The following is an 18,805-nucleotide window of genomic DNA, read 5'->3' as shown; positions in this document are numbered from 1 at the left end:
CAATAACCGGGTCAGACTGGGGGAGGCACGCAGCATGAGTGATTCAGCGATGCGGCGTAAAGCCGCCGCATATACAGAGGCGGGCCTGAGCCGACTGTGGAATCGGTTCAGATCTGCCGCCAGCCAGGCCCAGCCGGACCTGACAGACCTGTCCGCCGACACTGCGGTCGATTGGTTGCCGGCGAGTGCACTGCGGCAACGGCACCGCAGGCTGCTGGATCGCCTGCGCGGCACCCTGGGTTACCTGCGTGCGCACAGTGTCAGGGTCGCTGTCGAATCGACTCGCCTGCGCAAGGTCACCCAACAGGCGCATGCCAGTGCGGACCGGCAGGAAGAGTTTTCCGAACTGATCGTCACCAGCAGCAGTGAGACGGCAACGGCGCTGGAGGATATCACCGAGCGCACGGCGACCATCTCGGAGTTGAACTCCCGCAATATGGACACCGTGCGCGACAGCAACCGATCCCTGAATCAGGTGGCCGAGCGGATTGGCACCACAACGGATCTGATTGACGGCTTCAAGGGGACGGTCACCGGCCTCAACGACAGCTCCACCCGTATTCGGGACATCCTGGAACTGGTGCAGGGCTTTTCCAGTCGCACCAACCTGCTGGCCCTGAATGCTGCGATCGAGGCAGCCCGGGCCGGGGAGCACGGGCGCGGCTTTGCTGTGGTGGCTGAAGAGGTGCGTGACCTGTCCGAGAAGGTGGCCAGTGCGACCGATGATATTGCCGGCATTATTGATGCCATGTCACAACAGGTACAGCAGACCGAGCAGGGTACCGCTGAACTGCTGGACCACAATGCCGAAACCCAGCGTCTGGTTCAGGGCGCAACCGAACAGTTCGATCACATGGTGCAGGGCCTGGAAACAACGCATGATGATCTGCTGGCCATCGGATCCTCCATTGAGCAGATCAGTGTGACCAACAGGGAGATACACCGACGCAGCGGAGATATTCAGACACTGGGTCGTGACCTGGCGGCGGAGATCAGGCAGTCGGACAACCATTCTGCCAGCCTGCGCGAGGCGACCGAAGAGACCCTGGGCCTGCTGGCAGACTACCGAACCGGCAGCGGCCGACTCGAGGAGGTTCTGGACCAGCGGCGGCAGCTCCAGGCCTGGTTTGAACAACAGCTTGCGCAGCTGCAGACCGAGGGGGTGCCGGTTTTCGATCGCGACTATGTGCCGGTGCCGGACACTGACCCGCAACAGTTCCTGACCCGCTATGTGGAGGCGTTCAAGTCCGCTTTCCAGCAGGCAGTGGATGACAGCAAACGGGCTTTTCCGGGCACGGCCTACAGTCTGATTGTGGATATCAATGGTTACCTGGCGGTCCATCACGCCGAAGTGTCTCGACCGCCGACAGGTGATCCGGCGCAGGATCTGCTTTACAGCCGTGACCAGAGGCAGTATTTCAGCAATGAAACCGAGCAGCGGCGCGCGCGCAACACCCGGCCGTTCCTGTTGCAGACCTATATCCGGGATACCGGAGAGATACTCAATGACATATCGCTGCCCCTTTACATCAATGGTGAGCACTGGGGCGCACTCGTCATGGGCTTCGACCCGGAACTGATTCTTGAAGACAACCGCGAGACCGAGACCGCATCATGAACAGGCCACATCAGCAACTGCTCAAGACATTGAAGTCCTTCCTGCCGGAGGAACGCCTGATTCATGATCCGCTGCGCACCCTGGCCTACGGCACGGATGCCAGCTTCTATCGCCTGATTCCGCAACTGGTCGTGCGTGTCGAGTCCGAAGAGGAGGTCAGTCAGGTGTTGCAGGCCTGCCGCGACTGGGGTACTCCGGTGACCTTCCGCGCCGCCGGCACTTCTCTGTCCGGACAGGCGGTGACCGACTCGGTGCTGATCCTGCTCGGCAATGGCTGGAACCATCACGAGATACTGCAAGACGGTCAGGCCATCCGGCTGGGGCCGGGTGTGATAGGGGCGCAGGCCAATGCCTGGCTGATGCCGTACGGGCGCAAGATCGGCCCCGACCCGGCTTCCATCAACAGCTGCATGATTGGCGGTATTGCCGCCAACAACGCCTCGGGCATGTGCTGCGGTACGGCCCAGAACAGCTATCAGACCGTGCGCCACATGCGTGTGATCATGGCTGATGGCACCGTGCTGGATACGGCCGACCCGGCCTCGCGCGCCCGCTTTGCCCGTACCCATGCCAAGCTGCTGGCACGGTTGGCAGACCTGGGCACCCAGGTGCGCTGCAATCAGCCACTGGCCGACAAGATCCGACACAAGTACCGGCTCAAGAACACCACTGGTTACAGCCTCAATGCGCTGGTCGACTACGCCGAGCCGGTGGATATCCTGAAGCATCTGCTGATCGGCTCGGAAGGCACACTCGCCTTTATCAGCGAGATTACCTACAACACCGTGCCCGATCATGCCCATAAAGCAGCTGCACTGGTCTATTTCGAGGACATTCGGGCCGCCTGTGAGGCCACGCGTGCGCTCAAGGAGCAGACCGCACCGGTGGCCGCCGTTGAGCTTCTGGATCGCAACTCCCTGCGCTCGGTGGCCGATCGTCCGGGTATGCCGGCAGAGCTGCAGCACCTGCCGGACGAGGCCTGTGCGCTGTTGATAGATGTACGGGGGCAGGATGATGCCGAAGTGGCTGCCGGCGTCGAGGTGGTTACAGCAGCGGTGGACGGCGCCAGATTGCTGGCGCCGGTGCAGTTCACGCAGGACCCGGTCACCTATGAACTGTACTGGCAGATCCGCAAGGGCATTTTCCCTGCCATCGGTGCCCAGCGGGTGATCGGTACCACCTGTCTGATCGAGGATGTGGCCTTCCCGATGGAGCACCTGGCCGACGGTGTGCTGGGGGTGCAGGCGCTGCTGCAGAAATACGGCTACCACGATGCCACCGTGCTCGGCCATGCGCTGGAAGGCAACCTGCACTTTGTGTTTCCGCAGAGCTTCGAAACCGATGCGGACGTTGAGCGCTACGATGGCCTGATGCGGGAAGTGGCGGAACTGGTGGCCGTGCGCTACGGCGGCTCGCTGAAGGCCGAACATGGCACCGGACGCAATATGGCGCCCTTTGTGGAAATGGAATGGGGCAGTGACGCCTATGCGTTGATGAAAACGCTGAAGAAGCTGTTTGACCCGCTCAATCTGCTCAACCCCGATGTCATCCTGTCCGACAATACGCGCCTGCATGTGGAGAATCTGAAGCCGATTCCGGCCGCCCATGAGCTGATCGACAAATGCATCGAGTGCGGTTTCTGTGAGGCGGTCTGCCCGTCACGCCGCCTCAGCCTGACGCCGCGCCAGCGCATCGTCCTGTGGCGCGAAATGAGTCGCCTCGACAGCACGGGCGAAGACCCGGCACGCCTGCAGCGCTTGCGCGAGGACTATCAGTATCAGGGTCTGGATACCTGTGCCGCCGACGGACTGTGTGAACTGCGCTGCCCGGTGGACATCAACACCGGCGATCTGGTGCGGGCGATTCGCAGCGAGCAGAATCAGGGCAAGAAAGCAGTGGCGCAACAGATCAGTCTGCATTTTGCCGGTGTCACCCGAGGCATGCGGGTTGGTCTGCGCATGGCCGGTTTTGGCCGCGCTCTGCTGGGCAATGGCGTGGTGGCTGCCGGGGCCGCCGTGGTCAACAGGATAAGTGGTGGTGCTGTGGGGCGCTGGTCGCCCAGCATGGGACGCGCCGGCACCTCCGGGCAGCGCTTGCTGGCCCGCACACAGACCACGGTTCGCAGCGGGCGCCCGGCCGTGGTTTACCTGCCCGCCTGTGTGACCCGTGTCGTTGGCCCGGCACCAGGCGACCCCGATACCCGGTCGGTGCACGATGTGGTGCTGTCGATTCTGCACAAGGCCGGGTATGACGTGATTGTGCCGCCGACGACAGACAGCCTGTGCTGTGGCATGCCGTTCAAGTCCAGGGGGTTGTTCGAGGTGGCGCACAGCAAACGCGAAGAGGCGCTCGATGCCCTGCGTCTGGCTTCGGAAAACGGCCGCCTGCCGATTCTCTGTGACACCAGCCCCTGCGTGCAGACGCTGCTGGAAGCGCAGGACAGCGGCCTGCAGATTGTCGAACCGGCCACTTTCATCCATCAGCAGCTGTTGCCTCGACTGGCCATCACGCCGGCAGAAGAGACCATAGCGCTGCATGTGACCTGTTCGACTACCCGCATGGGTCAGGGTGAGGCGCTGATTGGCCTGGCTCGCGCCTGCGCGCGCGAGGTGGTGCTGCCGGCTTCAGTAACCTGTTGCGGCTTTGCCGGCGACAAGGGCTTTCAAGTGCCGGAATTGAATGCCTCGGCATTGCAGGACCTGGCTACGGAGGTGGACGCTTGTCAGCGCGGTTTCTCCAACAGCCGGACCTGTGAAATAGGGCTCAGTGAACACGCCGGCATTCCGTACCAGTCCATCCTCTATCTGGTTGATCAGGTGTCTGCGTCCGGAGCAGTGAATGGCTCGCAGCCCGCCAGGTCAGACAGCGCGGAACAGGCGGCTTCTGAAGCTATGGACACATCGACCAGATAATACAGGGAAGCGGTACCGAGGAAATTGCGCCCCAGATTGTGAAAGACCATGCCCAGGGCGATGTCACCAGCCGAGAACTGTTCATGATGGTGGGCGAAATAGTCCGCCGCACCGCGCAGTTCATCATCGGTCATCAAGGCCCGCACGCGGCCCACGCCGCCATGGTAGGCCTGCAGCAACAGCAGGTTGTACAGGTGCTCGGCCTTGTCTTCCGGCAGGTGACCGAACTGATCCTCGAACGTGGGGTACAGATTGCGGTGATTCTGCTCCAGCAGCCGCATGGCGCAGTCGATCTGCGCAATGCGATGGAAGTGGAAGCGCTCCGCTATCTCGCAGTCGCCCAGCGCCGCCGGCGTCAGTTGCATGATGCCACGTGCATTGGCCGCCGAGTGGGCATTGCTCAAGCCGCCGCTTTCTATGATCACCTTGCCGGCCAGCGTACTCAGCACCTCTTCCGGCAGTTCAATGCGGCCCTGCTCGCGGCGCGTCTGATAGACAATCTTGATGGCTTCATGCAGCGACACCCGGTTGTCTGCGCTGCCCACCTGCATGCCGTCCCAGGTGCCCCAGAACATCGCCTCTGAATCGGCTCCGGTGTAGCGGTCCAGCGCGGCCTGCAGCCGGGCATCGGGCTGGTCACAACTCAGTGCCAGCGGATAGCCGGTGACGCCTCTGCTGCCAGGCACCCAGGCCTCCAGGGTGCCGTCAGCCGCCAATGCTGCTCGCAGTTCGTTCAGTTGGCGCTGGGTGGCATCGGTGTCTTCGCCGTTGTTCAGATAGCCCTGAAACGTGGCTCGGACATCAAACAGGATGTGACGCTCCGGCTGTTCACAGTACCCCCTGTTGGTCAGTACCCAGAGGCGGATGGTGCGCAGGTTCTCATGCACACCCTGACTGATCCAGTAGGGGGTCTGGCGGATAACGTCATGCCATTGCGCCAGCGGCTCCGGCGCGGCCTGTATTGCTTCAGTGCCGACCAGGGTCTCGGATGATGGTGTTTCTGCCAGGCCGGAGCCGCTTAGCAGCCCGAACAGAGTCACCCAGAGAGTCAGGGTTCGACGACGCATGGTGAGAGAGTATCCGGCAACCAGTCAGTGAAGGGCCAGACTAACGATTTAGCGCCCCGTCTTCAGCGTCTTTGCAGTCTCTGTGCACAGTGTCCTGTCTGGTTGGTTCGACACTGCTCTGAGCCACTAGCCGATCATCAGTTTCTTGCGACTGAAGGCAGTCAGGCCCAGTATCAGCGCCGTGGTGGTGAAAATGGCCACCACACTCATGGCCATGCCCAGGCCGGGTGAGTCCTGCTCGAACTGCTTGAACACGAAGGTGGACACCGTGCTCAGGCCGACTGTTTCCAGTGCCCACTGCACCCGCACCTGCCGGTTCTTGCGGTCCACCTTGCGCATGCTGCGCGGAAAGCCGACATTGTGACGATTTGATTACTGCGGGATGACAGCAGGTGATCAGGCCGTGACCACCCGGTCCCGGCCTTCGCGCTTGCCGCGATAGAGGCGTTCATCCGCCATCTTGTAGAGGGTTGTCGAGTCCTTGCCGTCGTCCGGGAAGGTGGCCACGCCCAGCGTGGCCCGCAGTGACAGCCCGGTGTCATCATAATGAAAGGGCATGTCCGCGATGGCCTGGCGAATGGATTCTGCCAGCGTGCCGGCCTCATTGCCGGCGGCATCCCGGAATATGATGGCGAACTCTTCACCGCCGAGGCGGGCCACGAAGTCGGAGGCTCTGATATTGCGTTGCAGACAGTGTCCCAACTGCTTCAGTACCTGATCGCCCGCATCATGCCCATGGGTGTCATTGACCTGCTTGAAGTGATCCAGATCCAGCACGATCAGCGTGAAGGGTGTGTTCTTGCGGGTGCTGTGCGCAATGGTGCTGCGCAGGGTGCGCTGAAACTCACCCCGGTTGGGCAGGTTGGTCAAGGCATCGGTGGCCGCCATGTGCAGCAGTTGGCGCTGGGTGTCCGCCCGGCCCCGTTCGTAATAGTGCATGAACAGTATGACCAGCAGGCCAGCTGCTGCCAGGTTGACCAGGTTGGCGATAGTCCGTGCTGTCAGCACCTCATAGATGTTCCAGTAATGCCAGATGAGGCCACCGATGCAGATCAGCACGAAGGGCAGGGACAGCAGCAGGCCGGGACGCAGGCCCAGCATTGAATAGGCCAGGACCGGCATGATGTAGATCCAGACGAAGTTGGTATCGCTGCCGTCCACGGTATATACCGCGAACGTCACTATGATGAACAGGGTCAGCAGAAACCAGAACGTCCAGCGCGTCAGATGGCGGGTTTTCTGTATCCGGTGCAGTGAAGCCAGACCAAACAACCCGCAGCACAGCTGAATGGCGGGCAGAATACGCAGGCCTTCCAGAAAGTTGAGCAGGCTGAAGGTCAGGACCACAATGGACGCCAGGACAAACAGCAGCCGGATCATCAGCCGACGATGGTCATCCGCAATGTTGAATTCCGCTTCAGGCAGGCTGTGATGGCCCTTGTAGTCCTGTTGCATCAGTCAGACTCCGCTCGGGCAGCCTGCAATGCAGGCTGTCCCTGTATGGTAGCCCATTGTTGTTCGGGCTGTGTGGACTGACGTCAGCCCGTATTTTTATTATCGCTGTTCAAAAATTGACTGTATACCCAAATCAACTGTTCGCGTGCCAGCCTGGGTCCGTTGAACTCGACTTTGCGCGCTGCGCAGCGGATTGCGAACTCGGCGGCCCGCAGCAGTGGCCAGTGCTGCTGGTAGTGACCAAACAGCACTGCTCCGGCAAAGGTGTCGCCGGCGCCCAGGGCGCTGACGGCCTGCACTCGGGGGGCTGCCAGCTCTGTATGTCCGGTGGCCTCTGCGACCAGAGCCCCACTGGCACCCCGGGTCACAACCACCTTGTGAGCCAACTGGAGCAGGGTACCCAGCGCGCCACCGAGGTCTGCGGTCTCAGCCCAGGCCAGTGCTTCCGACTCGTTGCACAGCAGCAGATCGATCGGGGGCTGGAACCAGCGCTGCAGGTCGTTTCGCCACTGCTGGATAATGCCGGCATCGGACAGGCTGACAATGACCGGCAGCTTCTGGCGGGCGGCCGTATCCAGTGCGTGGCCAACCGTGTCGCGCGCTACCGGGTCGGTGACCAGATAGCTCTCCAGGTACAGGCATCCTGCCTGGCCGAGCGCATTGAGATCGACGTAGCTGGATTCGAGCTCCGTGGTCACCCCCAGATAAAGCACCATGGTGCGTTCGGCATCCGGTGTGACCAGGACCAGACAATGCCCGCTGATGCCGTCGGCCAGTGGTGTATCGGGGACCTGAACGCCTTCATTCTGCAGCGTCTGCTGATAGAACCAGCCGGCCGCATCGCGCGCCAGCTTGCCGGCGAAATGACATTGGGCACCCAGCCTCTGGGCCGTGACAATGGCGTTGGCGGCACTGCCACCACCGGTCTGGGCAATCCAGCGGGCTTCCGCGCCCGGCGCCTGCAGAGCCGCATGGAGAATCTGGAACTGACCTTCATCAATCAGATAGCGCGCGCCGGGCTCAAACCCCAGTGACGCCAGCAAATCGGGCGATACCTCGAATTCGACATCCACCACGGCGTGACCCAGTGCAAATATATCGCATGCGGAGGCGCTGCCTGGTGTCATAGGGGTGTTCTCCTGTAGTCCGGGTGCCGCATAATAGGGGTTGATTGCAGGCAGTCTAACTGAGCCCCCTATGCCGTACAAACCTTCACGCTGGCGCCAGGCCGGCCGTATTCTGCTGAAGCTGGCCGTGGTCGGGCTGGTGCTGGGTGTGGCATTGGTGGTCTATCTCGATTTCTATGTGCGTGCACGTTTCAACGAGCACACCTGGTCCGTGCCGGCACGCGTCTACGGTGCGCCGCTGGAGCTGCGTGCCGGCGGTGAGCTGGAGATGAACGAAGTGCTCTGGTGGCTGGACCGCATGGGCTATCGCCCGGTGCCCGAAGTGGCCGGGCCCGGCGATTATCGGGTGGGGGTCAATGATATCGAACTCTTTACCCGGGCCTACGACTTCTGGGACGGTGCCGAATCCGCCCGTCAGTTGCGACTGCATTTTTCCGGTGAGCGCCTGACCCGACTCGAAGACCGCCATGGTGAGCGCGTGATGAGCGCCCGTCTGGCACCGCCCAGCCTGGGTCATATCTCGCCGGTGCATGCCGAGGACCGCGTGATAGAACGCCTGGAGAGCATGCCGCCGACCCTGGTGGCGGGGTTGGTGGCGGTGGAGGACCGGCGCTTCTTCCAGCATCGGGGGGTGTCCCTGGTCGGTATCGGCCGCGCCCTGCAGGCCAATCTGCGCTCACGCCGCGTGGAGCAGGGCGGCTCGACCCTGACCCAGCAACTGATCAAGAACATGTTCCTGACCGCAGATCAGAGCCTGTGGCGCAAGGGCATCGAAGCCATCATGGCGGTGCAGCTGGAACTGCATGTCGACAAGGAAACCATTCTCGAAGCCTACATGAACGAGGTGTTCATCGCGCAGGATGGCACCCGGTCCATCCACGGTTTCGGGCTGGCGGCGCAACACTTCTACGGCCGCCCGCTGAATGAAACGTCACTGGCTCAGCAGGCCATGCTGATCGGCATGCTGCGGGGGCCGACCTTCTATTCGCCGGTGCGCAATCCGGAGCGGGCCATGGCGCGGCGCAATCTGGTGCTGGATGTCATGCATGAGCAGGGTGTGATCACCGCCAACCAGCATGCTCAGGCCCGGCGTGAAGGCCTGCGACTCAATCCGGGCATGGGGCAGGGGCCGCATGCCGCGGCACTGGATCTGGTGCGGCGGCAATTGCGGCTGTGGTATCGGGAAGAAGTGCTGAGCCATGACGGGCTGCATATTCACACCACCATCGACATCTATGCGCAGGACCGGGCCCAGGCCGCCATGACGCGGCAGCTGTCTGCGCTGGAACAGCAGTATGGCATTGCCGCCGGCAGTCTGCAGGGCGCGCTGATTCTGGCCGATCGCAGCACCGGCGCCGTGCGTGCCGTCATTGGCGGACGTAACAGCATTCCGGGCGGTTTCAATCGGGCTCTGGATGCCCGGCGGCCGGTCGGCTCCCTGCTCAAGCCACCTCTGTATCTGGCGGCGATGGAGTCCGGCCAGCACTGGCTGACGCCGGTTGATGACAGCCCGGTGATCGTGGTCGGCCGCGATGGCTCCGAATGGACCCCGACCAACTTCGACCTGAATTCGAACGGTGAAGTGCCCATGTGGGAGGCCCTGGCGCTGTCCTACAATCAGGCGGCGGCCCGAGCGGGTATGGAACTGGGCCTGGGCGAGGTGCTGGACAGCATCGAACGCCTGGGTTACAGCCGCCAGTTGCCGGTGTTTCCCTCGGTCATTCTGGGCGCGGTCGACATGAGCCCCTATGACATTGCACAGATTTATCAGCCCATGGTGTCAGGCGGCTATCTGTCGCCCCTGACCAGCATTGTGGCGGTGACAGAGCCCGATGGCCGCGTGCTGGGTCAGTTCCGGGTGCGCGAGCAGACAGTGATCGATGGCGCCATGGCGCAGAGCCTGCGCTCTGGCCTGGCCCTGACCGCTCAGGCCGGCACCGGTGCCCACGCGGGCCGCAGTCTGGCGCCGGAGCTGAAACCGGCCGGCAAGACCGGCACCTCTGACGGTCAGCGTGACAGCTGGTTTGCCGGTGAAGCCGGGCACCTGCTTGGCGTGGTCTGGATCGGTACCGATGACAACCAGGCGCTGCCGTTGACCGGCAGCACCGGTTCGCTGCGGCTCTGGACCGACCTGATGGCCGAGGTGGCCAGACCGACACTGGAACCCGATATTCTGCACTCCAGCCTGCGCTGGATCAGTTGGCACCCGGACAGCCCCGGCGACTACTGGCTCGGTGATTGTCAGACATTGCGCCTGGCCGTGCGTGCGGATGCGGCCATGGAGTCGGCGCGGTATCGCTGTGGTGATGACAACAGGCCGCAGCAAGGCAGTCCGGAAACAGAGAGCAACGGACGCTGGCAATGGCTCAGGCGCTGGTTCTGAGCCGGCAGACTGGCATTATGGGGTGGGCAGGCACTAGACTTCGTGCATGGATACTCTGCGGCACTATCTCGATACCACAGAAGCGGAACTGGCGCTGGGGCGACTGCGCGCGGAAGGCGTGACGGCCAGGCTGGACCATGGCGCGCTGCAGCATATCAGCCACGCCATGGTGGAAGTGCTGCTGCAGGTGGATCCGGAAGACCGGGCGCAGGCCGAGCAGATTCTGCAGGCCATGGAGAGTGGCGCCCTGACGCTGGACGACAGCTGTGATGTCGGCCCGAAACCTGAAGACCCGGACTGACCTGGTACTAGGCCCCTCAGTGCTGAGTGACCGAGCCGGGCTCGTCGTGACTGTCCAGTTCGCCGTCCAGCCAGTAGGCCGGCTTGGAGAACGCCTGCTCGATCTGGCGGGCCAGATCATCGGAAATATGCAGATGACTGCCCTGCCGCAGCATGGCATTCATGACCTTGGGCTCCTTGCCCAGGCAATAGGCCAGTTCTTCGGGCCCAATGGCGTTTTCTTTCAGCAGCTCGTAGACATGCGAGCGACGTGTGGTGTCCAGTTGTCCCATACACTCACCTCCGAACAACGTACGGGCCGCAGCCCAAACAGACCGCCCTGGGGTGTTGACCGCACAGCGACAGGCAATGCGGTCGGGCGCTTTGTTACCTGAATTTATGGACGCTGTGCGGACAAATGTCCAGAAAAATTCATTGGCTTTTGACCAATCCATTGCATCTGCTGTCCTGCGTCAGGTGCCTGCCACTGGCAACCCGATGTCGGGTTCGGAGCCTGTTCCGGGAGGGCAACAATGCCCCCTGACGAAGTGGCATTGCCTGCCTGGCATCATGCCTTTGACAGCCCCGCATTGACCGTCGATGGATTCAAACTTATGTTTCAAACAACTGTTTGAATCGGGCCGCCGGCCCCATTGGAGAACCGACCATGCCAGAATACAAAGCCCCGCTGCAGGACATGCAGTTCCTGCTGTTTGATGTCTATGACGCCGAAAACCATTACGCCCGCATCGGTGCCGAGGATGCCAGCCGTGACATGCTGGAAGCCATCATGGCCGAGAGCGCTCGCTTCTGTGAGCAGGTGCTGGCGCCGCTGAACCAGAGCGGCGACCAGGAAGGCTGCACTTTGACAGAAGACGGGGTCACCACCCCGGCCGGTTTCCGCGAGGCCTATCAGCAGTATGTCGAGAACGGCTGGCCGTCACTGTCCAGTCCGGCCGAATTCGGTGGCCAGGGGCTGCCCGAATCCGTGGGTCATATCGTGTCCGAAATGGCCGGTACCGCCAACTGGGCCTGGTCCATGTATCCGGGTCTGAGCCATGGCGCACGCAATACTGTGGCCATTCACGGTACCGACGAGCAGAAGGAAATCTATCTGACCCGGCTGAGTACCGGTGAATGGACCGGCACCATGTGCCTGACAGAAGCCCATTGCGGTTCCGACCTGGGGCTGCTGAAAACCCGCGCCGAGCCGACTGATGACGGCAGCTACCGCATCAGCGGCAGCAAGATCTTCATCTCCTCCGGCGATCACGACATGGCCGAGAACATCATCCATATCGTGCTGGCCCGTCTGCCCGGTGCTCCGGCCGGCACCAAGGGCATCTCGCTGTTTATCGTGCCCAAGATCCTGCCGGACGGCACCCGCAATGCGGTCAAGTGCGGCGCGCTGGAGCACAAGATGGGCATCCACGGCAACGCCACCTGCGTGATGAACTTCGACGAGGCCACCGGCTTTCTGATCGGCCCCGAGAACAAGGGCCTGAACTGCATGTTCACCTTCATGAACTTTGCCCGCATCGGCACTGCCATGCAGGGCGTGGCTTCGGCCGAGCTGTCCTATCAGGGCGCTCTGGCTTATGCCAAAGATCGTCTGGCGATGCGGTCACTGGCGGGTCCGAAGAACCCCGATGGCCCTGCAGATCCCATCATTGTACACCCGGATGTACGCCGCATGCTGCTGACGCAGAAGGCCTTTGCGGAAGGAGGACGCGCCATGCTCTATCATCTGTCGCAGCAGGTGGATCTGGTCCACAGCGCACAGGACGAGGAAGAGCGGCAGGCGGCCGATGATCTGCTGTCCTTCCTGACGCCGATTGCCAAGGCCTTCCTGACCGAAGCCGGTCTGGAAGCGTCCAACCACGGGGTGCAGGTGTTCGGCGGCCACGGTTACATCCAGGAATGGGGCATGGAGCAGATCGTGCGTGATGCGCGCATCTCCACCCTGTATGAGGGTACCACCGGCATTCAGGCGCTGGACCTGCTCGGTCGCAAGGTACTGATGACCCAGGGCCAGCTGTTGAAGAACTTCACCAAGATTGTGCACCGGTTCTGCAAGGCCAACGACGGTGCCAGGGGCATCAAGCCCCTGATCAAGACGCTGAATGCCTACAACAAGGACTGGGGTGACATCACCACCAAGATCGGCATGAAGGCTATGATGAACAAGGAAGAAGTGGGCGGTGCGGCCTATGATTACCTGATGTACTCGGGCTATGTCAGCCTGGCGTATTACTGGGCGCGTATGGCGCTGGCGGCGCAGGAGCAACTGGCTGGAGCAGAAGACAAGACCTTCTATCAGGCCAAGCTGGATACGGCACGCTTCTACTTTGAGCGTATCCTGCCGCGTGCGGAAGCACACAAGGCAGCCATGCTGTCGGGCCTGGACAACCTGATGGCCATGGATGAAGGGGCGTTCTGACCAACGCCCTGCACTGAAAAATACCGGAGGCAAACGATGGCAGACTATCAACCACCACTTGCAGATGCGCACTTTCTGCTCAACAGCGTCTTTGATCTGCCGGCCCAGTGGGCCGCTATGGACGACCTGAGTGAAATAAACGCGGAACTGGCAGCTGCCATTCTGGAAGAGGGCGGCAAGGTCTGTGCACAGGTGTGGGCGCCACTGAATCGCAGTGGCGACGAGGCGGGCTGCCAGTGGCAGGACGGCGCTGTCAGCACACCCGAAGGCTTCCGGGAGGCCTGGCAGACCTTTGCCGAGGGCGGCTGGGTCGGCCTCGGCGGGTCGGTGGACTATGGCGGCCAGGGCGTGCCCAAGGGGTTGACCGTCCTGTTTGAAGAAATGCAGTATGCCGCCAATGCCTCCATGGCGCTCTACAGTGTGCTGACTGCCGGGGCCTGTCTGGCCCTGAACAGCCATGCCAGTGACGACCTGAAAACCACCTATCTGCCGCCCATGTATGAAGGCCGCTGGGCTGGCACCATGTGCCTGACCGAACCCCATGCGGGTACGGATCTCGGCATGCTGCGCACCCGGGCCGAACCCGCAGGCGACAGTTGGCGCCTGACCGGCACCAAGATCTTCATCACCGGCGGCGAGCAGGATCTGACCGAGAACATCATTCATCTGGTGCTGGCCCGCCTGCCCGCTGCACCGGATGGTCCCAAGGGCATCAGTCTGTTCGTGGTGCCCAAGTTCCTGCTGGACAACGCTGGTAACCCGGGCCAGCGCAACGGCGTGCAGTGCGGTTCCATCGAGCACAAGATGGGTATCAGGGGCAGCAGCACGGCCGTGCTCAATTTTGACGATGCTGTGGGCTATCTGGTGGGCGAGCCCAATGAGGGGCTCAAGTACATGTTCACCATGATGAACTATGAACGCCTGTCCATCGGCATTCAGGGTATCGGCCATGCGGACTGGTCACTGCAGCAGTCGCTGGCCTATGCGCACGAACGGGTGCAGTCGAAAGCGGCCGACAGGAAGCTGCGCACCGAAGAACGCGCTGACCCCATTGTGGTGCACCCGGATGTGCGGCGCATGCTGCTGACCCAGAAAGCCTGGGTCGAAGCCGGTCGCGCGCTGGCCGTTCATGTCGGCAGCCAGCTTGATCGGGCGAAGTTCCATGCGGATGCGGACGTGCGCCGTCGGGCCCAGGGTCAGGTGGCGCTGCTGACGCCGGTGGCCAAGGCGTTCTTTACCGACCGCGGCCTGGACAGCACCGTGCTGGGCCAACAGGTGTTTGGCGGCCATGGCTATGTGCGCGAGTGGGGTATGGAGCAGGCCGTGCGCGATGTGCGGATTGCCCAGATTTACGAAGGCACCAATGGTATTCAGGCCATGGATCTGATCGGCCGCAAGGTACTGCTGAATCGGGGCGAATGGCTGCAGGACCTCTTTGCCGACATCAGGGAAGATCTGGCGGCGGTGGTGAACACCGATTTTGCCGATGAGGCCGCAGCCGTGGAGCAACTGATGACCGAGCTGGAACAGCAGGTGCAGCAGTGGCTGGACAGTGAAGATCCGAATCTGGCCGGCACTCAGGCCTACAATCTGATGGAACTGATCGGGTTGCTGACCTATGGCTGGTTGTGGCTCAGGATGGCCGCTGCCGAAGGTGCCGACGAACTGGACAAGCCAGCCACGGCGCGTTTCTACTTTGCCTGGCTGTGGCCGCAGACCGCGGCGCTGATGCAGCGTCTGGCCTGTGACAGCACGGTATTGATGACCCCCAGACTGTAAGGGCACTCAGGCCGGGTCAGTTGCTGACCCGGCCTCGTTGCCGTCGTTGTCACCATTGCCGTACTTTTCGTGCAGCCATTCGAGCCGTTCGATGATTTCCCCGCGCTCCTCGCGCAGCAGCGCTGTCATGTTCTCGTTGGTGCGGAAAAAGGTCCGCACCAGTATCTTGTCCCGGTACTGCATCACCCGGCCGCGATAACGCAAGCAGACGAAGCCGGTGGGCGGCAGTGTGGCCAGATAGATCAGGCTGCCGGCCAGGCTGCGATCGGTGAACTGCCACATCCAGAAGCCGAACAGAGTGTAGGTAAAGGCAAAGGCCAGTACACCGACGCCGAAATAGGCAAACCCCCGCACCGCCTCGTCACTGAAGCGCTGACCCAGATACAGGCTGAACAGATAGGGCACGATATTGTGCACCAGTCCGAACACGGCAATGGGGGCCATCAGCAGCGCATAGAGCGTCATGCGCAGGCGAATCAGCCGCTCCTTGATGGGCTGGTCGAAGCTCTGTTTGAGATCGTCCCGCAGATAGGTCTGGCGCAGGTGAGCCTGGTAGCGGTCGACCCGGTTGCGCAGGTCCTCGACCGCCTGCGGCTCCTGCTCGTTGGCGCAGCTGAGCGTGCGGGAAATCTGCTGGCGCCCTTTCAGATTGCTGGCGATATCCATGGGCTCCAGCAGTTGGGGGCGGAACCATGACAGCAGTTTCTGCCCCAGACGGCCCAGACGGCTGTGGCTGCGCTTGATCGGGTGATGCTCGGTGTCCGGGTTCTCCTTGCGCGCGTTGACCTCGGAGCTGTACAGCTCGCCCAGATCCTTCACCAGACGGGTCAGGCGACGATCTTCAATATGCAGGGTCAGCTCGCGCAGTTCCTGCTCCATACGGGTGGTCAGCGCGCGAATGGCCACCTTGGGATTTTCTTCATAGGCGGCGCGATAGTCCCCGACGGAGATTGGGTCTCCAAAGCGCAATTGAACGGCAGACAGAAACAGTTCCCGGCTTTCGAAGTTCAGCCCCACCGGCACTACCTTCAGGCCCAATTCCCAGTTGTTGCGTTTTTCAGCGCCAAAGGCAATGCGCGCCGTGCCGGTACGCAACTTGGCCACCTGCATCTGCGGTGAATTGCGTCCTTCCGGGAAAATGCCCACACAGCGCTGGTTTTCCAGCAGTTCGTACAGACGCAGAAACGTCTGCTCGTGCTTTTCCGGTTGCAGACCCTGTTCAATGGGCACCGCACCGATACGCTTGTACAGAGCGGACAGCAGTGGGGACTTGAACAGTTCACTCTTGGCCAGGTAGTGCACCGGCCGTGGCAGCTCTGTTGCCAGCAGCACCGAATCCAGGATGGAACTGGGGTGATTGGCCGCCAGTATAACCGGGCCTGCTGCGGGTACCTTGTCCTTGTCTACTGTGCCAACCTCGACGAAATACAGTCGGGTAGCAAATTTCAGCAGTTGCCGCATTACCGAATAAAGCGTCATTCAGGCTCCATGCTGCCTCCAGAGTTGGCTCGATTATACATGGTTGTGCGCGGCCTCAAAGCCGCTACCCCATTGCAGGGGCGGCGGCTCGTGCAGAACACGTTCAGGGCGGGCCCGTATTGACTGCATACCCTGTGAAAAGAGTGGCCGCAGTGTGTATTCTACGGCGATGCCCGGGAAACCGACGGGCGAAACAACCAGGGATCAGAGGAGCGCGAACCGATGCGAATTTTCTTCACCGGCGGCAGCGGCAAGGCCGGGCGCCATGCCATAGCCTACCTGCTGGCGCAGGGGCACAGGGTCACCAACGCCGACCTGGTGGCTGCTGACCTGCCGGGTGCCGACTTCCTGCAGGTGGACCTGACCGATGCCGGGCAGGTGTTCAATGCCCTGTCGGCCTATGCCGATTTCGACGAACTGGAACCCGGTACCGGCGTACCGCGTTACGATGCCGTGGTGCACTTTGCCGCAGTGCCGCGCATCATGCTCAGGCCCGACAACGAAACCTTCCGCATCAACACCCAAAGCACCTACAACGTGCTGGATGCGGCGACCAAACTGGGTATCCGCAAGGTGGTCTTTGCCTCCTCGGAGACCACCTATGGTATCTGCTTTGCCGATGGCGAAATGAAGCCCGACTATATACCGGTGGACGAAGAGCATCCGACCATACCGCAGGACAGCTATGCCATGTCGAAGGTGGTCAACGAGGTCACCGCACGTTCCTTTCAGGCCCGCACCGGCATCGACATCTATGGCCTGCGCATCAACAATGTGATCGAGCCGCATGAGTATGCAGTCAACTTTCCGGCCTTCATGGACAACCCGGCATTGCGTCGACGTAATATCTTTGCCTACATAGATGCCCGCGATCTCGGCCATATGGTCGAGTCCTGCCTGCAGACGGATGGCCTGGGGTATGAAGTGTTCAACGTGGCCAATGATGATCTGTCGGTCGGCCTCTCAACCCGGGAGGTGATCGATCGCTTTTATCAGGGCGTGCCGCAGAAGCGGGCCATGGGCGAGAACGAAACCTTCTATGCCAACAACAAGGCGCGGGAAATGGTTGGTTTCAGACCGCAGCACTCCTGGCGCGATGTGCTGTCACCCTGAGGGGGACGCAATAGGCGCAGAATGTTTCAATATCAACGCTGGACACTGGCATGACCACATCCGACCATCGATTTTCCGCTACCGAAAGACAGGGACTGTATCGCGCTATCCACGAGCGCCGTGATGTGCGCTCGCAGTTTCTGCCCGACCCGATAGCGCCGGACCTGCTCGAGCGGCTGTTGCAGGCGGCGCACCATGCCCCTTCGGTGGGCTTCATGCAGCCCTGGGATTTTATTGTCATCAGAAGTCGTGAGGTCAGGCAGGACGTGCAGGCCATATTCGAGCGGGAGAATCAGAAGGCCGCCGAGAATTACGCCGGGGAGCGCAAGACCCTGTACAGCCGGCTCAAGCTCGAGGGCATTATGGACAGCCCGCTGAACCTCTGCATCACCTGTAACCGCAGCCGTGGCGGCACGCATGTGCTGGGGCGCAACAGCGTGCTGGAGACCGATCTGTTCAGCGTCTGCCTGGCCGTGCAGAACCTCTGGCTGGCGGCCCGGGCCGAAGGCATTGGCGTTGGCTGGGTGAGTATTCTCGATCAGGACGAACTGAGCGCCACGCTGAAACTGCCGACCGATGTGTATCCGGTGGCCTATCTGTGCCTGGGCTATGTGAGCGAGTTTCTCGACCGGCCGGAACTGGAAGCCAAAGGCTGGCGCTCACGGCTCCCCCTGGAGGAACTGCTGCATGGGGATGTATGGGGCCAGCCGTACAGTACCGAATGAAATCCCGTGCGGGCTGGCGCGCCGGTTTCAGGCCAGTGACTGACGCGCCTTGATGATGGTTGGGAGGTTCAGTTCGATCCAGTCAGCCAGGTCAGCTACTCGACGCCCTATATCTTTGCCCAGCGGGGTCAGCGAATACTCCACATGGGGCGGCACCACAGGATAGGAAACACGGTGCACGAATCCGTCCTGCTCCAGTTGCTGCAGTGTCTGAGCCAGCATTTTCTCGCTGACGCCGCCGATCTTGCGGCGCAACGCACTGAAACGATGGGTGTCTTCCATCAGTGCCACCAGTACAAGCACACCCCATTGACTGGTTACATGCTTGAGAATCGCCCGGGAAGGGCAATCCCTGGACATGACTTTGCCGCGGTTGAAAGCCGCGGAGAGAGTTCCGCTCTCGGTATTGGACATTAAACTTACCTTTT

At 61.6% G+C, this 18,805-nt stretch carries 15 protein-coding genes; 8 read left to right on the top strand and 7 right to left on the bottom strand.

Annotated features, from left to right (window positions below):
* Positions 1–34: 34 nt before the first annotated feature.
* A complete protein-coding gene (locus tag E4656_RS08425; RefSeq protein WP_135482753.1) occupies positions 35–1,618 on the top strand; it encodes a methyl-accepting chemotaxis protein in 1,584 nt (527 codons plus the stop codon).
* Positions 1,615–4,530: an FAD-binding and (Fe-S)-binding domain-containing protein gene (locus E4656_RS08420; protein ID WP_135482752.1), complete on the top strand. Its 2,916-nt coding sequence runs from the start codon at positions 1,615–1,617 to the stop codon at positions 4,528–4,530. The genes E4656_RS08425 and E4656_RS08420 overlap by 4 nt, the downstream gene beginning before the upstream one ends.
* Here E4656_RS08420 and E4656_RS08415 read toward each other — a convergent pair.
* From E4656_RS08415 to E4656_RS08400, 4 genes are all read right to left on the bottom strand, one after another.
* Positions 4,431–5,597 (bottom strand): transglycosylase SLT domain-containing protein, encoded by a 1,167-nt coding sequence (locus E4656_RS08415; protein ID WP_135482751.1) that lies wholly within the window; start codon positions 5,595–5,597, stop codon positions 4,431–4,433. The genes E4656_RS08420 and E4656_RS08415 overlap by 100 nt on opposite strands.
* Positions 5,598–5,723: 126 nt before the next feature.
* On the bottom strand, positions 5,724–5,936 hold the full coding sequence (locus E4656_RS08410; RefSeq protein WP_135482750.1) for a hypothetical protein: 213 nt from the start codon (positions 5,934–5,936) through the stop codon (positions 5,724–5,726).
* Between the two features lie 57 nt (positions 5,937–5,993).
* On the bottom strand, positions 5,994–7,052 hold the full coding sequence (locus E4656_RS08405; protein ID WP_135482749.1) for a GGDEF domain-containing protein: 1,059 nt from the start codon (positions 7,050–7,052) through the stop codon (positions 5,994–5,996).
* A gap of 83 nt (positions 7,053–7,135) precedes the next feature.
* Positions 7,136–8,179, bottom strand: a complete 1,044-nt coding sequence (locus tag E4656_RS08400; RefSeq protein ID WP_135482748.1) for an adenosine kinase — start codon at positions 8,177–8,179, stop codon at positions 7,136–7,138.
* 70 nt (positions 8,180–8,249) lie between these two features.
* Between E4656_RS08400 and E4656_RS08395 the strand changes: the two genes are divergently transcribed.
* Together E4656_RS08395 and E4656_RS08390 are read left to right on the top strand one after the other, a co-directional pair.
* Positions 8,250–10,562 (top strand): transglycosylase domain-containing protein, encoded by a 2,313-nt coding sequence (locus E4656_RS08395; protein WP_135482747.1) that lies wholly within the window; start codon positions 8,250–8,252, stop codon positions 10,560–10,562.
* A 46-nt stretch (positions 10,563–10,608) separates the two neighbouring features.
* Complete coding sequence (locus E4656_RS08390) at positions 10,609–10,863, top strand: hypothetical protein (RefSeq protein ID WP_135482746.1); 255 nt, start codon at positions 10,609–10,611, stop codon at positions 10,861–10,863.
* A gap of 16 nt (positions 10,864–10,879) precedes the next feature.
* Here the strand turns inward: E4656_RS08390 and E4656_RS08385 are convergent, their stop codons facing one another.
* The gene (locus E4656_RS08385) at positions 10,880–11,134 is read right to left on the bottom strand and encodes a hypothetical protein (protein WP_135482745.1); all 255 of its coding nucleotides are present in this window, start codon (positions 11,132–11,134) and stop codon (positions 10,880–10,882) included.
* Between the two features lie 374 nt (positions 11,135–11,508).
* Here E4656_RS08385 and E4656_RS08380 point away from each other — a divergent pair, with 374 nt between their 5' ends.
* Together E4656_RS08380 and E4656_RS08375 are read left to right on the top strand one after the other, a co-directional pair.
* Positions 11,509–13,281, top strand: coding sequence for an acyl-CoA dehydrogenase C-terminal domain-containing protein (locus E4656_RS08380; RefSeq protein ID WP_135482744.1), 1,773 nt, complete (start codon positions 11,509–11,511; stop codon positions 13,279–13,281).
* Between the two features lie 36 nt (positions 13,282–13,317).
* A complete protein-coding gene (locus tag E4656_RS08375) occupies positions 13,318–15,060 on the top strand; it encodes an acyl-CoA dehydrogenase family protein (protein ID WP_135482743.1) in 1,743 nt (580 codons plus the stop codon).
* A 6-nt stretch (positions 15,061–15,066) separates the two neighbouring features.
* Here the strand turns inward: E4656_RS08375 and E4656_RS08370 are convergent, their stop codons facing one another.
* Positions 15,067–16,539, bottom strand: coding sequence for a 1-acyl-sn-glycerol-3-phosphate acyltransferase (locus E4656_RS08370; RefSeq protein ID WP_135482742.1), 1,473 nt, complete (start codon positions 16,537–16,539; stop codon positions 15,067–15,069).
* A 222-nt stretch (positions 16,540–16,761) separates the two neighbouring features.
* Between E4656_RS08370 and E4656_RS08365 the strand changes: the two genes are divergently transcribed.
* Positions 16,762–17,652 carry an NAD-dependent epimerase/dehydratase family protein gene (locus E4656_RS08365; RefSeq protein WP_135482741.1) on the top strand — a complete coding sequence of 297 codons (891 nt, stop codon included), beginning with the start codon at positions 16,762–16,764 and terminating at the stop codon, positions 17,650–17,652.
* A 50-nt stretch (positions 17,653–17,702) separates the two neighbouring features.
* Positions 17,703–18,377, top strand: coding sequence for a 5,6-dimethylbenzimidazole synthase (bluB, locus tag E4656_RS08360; protein WP_135482740.1), 675 nt, complete (start codon positions 17,703–17,705; stop codon positions 18,375–18,377).
* A 27-nt stretch (positions 18,378–18,404) separates the two neighbouring features.
* Here the strand turns inward: bluB and E4656_RS08355 are convergent, their stop codons facing one another.
* A complete protein-coding gene (locus tag E4656_RS08355; protein WP_135482739.1) occupies positions 18,405–18,791 on the bottom strand; it encodes a winged helix-turn-helix transcriptional regulator in 387 nt (128 codons plus the stop codon).
* Positions 18,792–18,805 lie beyond the last annotated feature (14 nt).

Source organism: Natronospirillum operosum (assembly GCF_004768465.1).
Taxonomy (GTDB): Bacteria; Pseudomonadota; Gammaproteobacteria; order Pseudomonadales; family Natronospirillaceae; genus Natronospirillum; species Natronospirillum operosum.
This window is presented reverse-complemented; position numbering and strand designations above follow the sequence as displayed.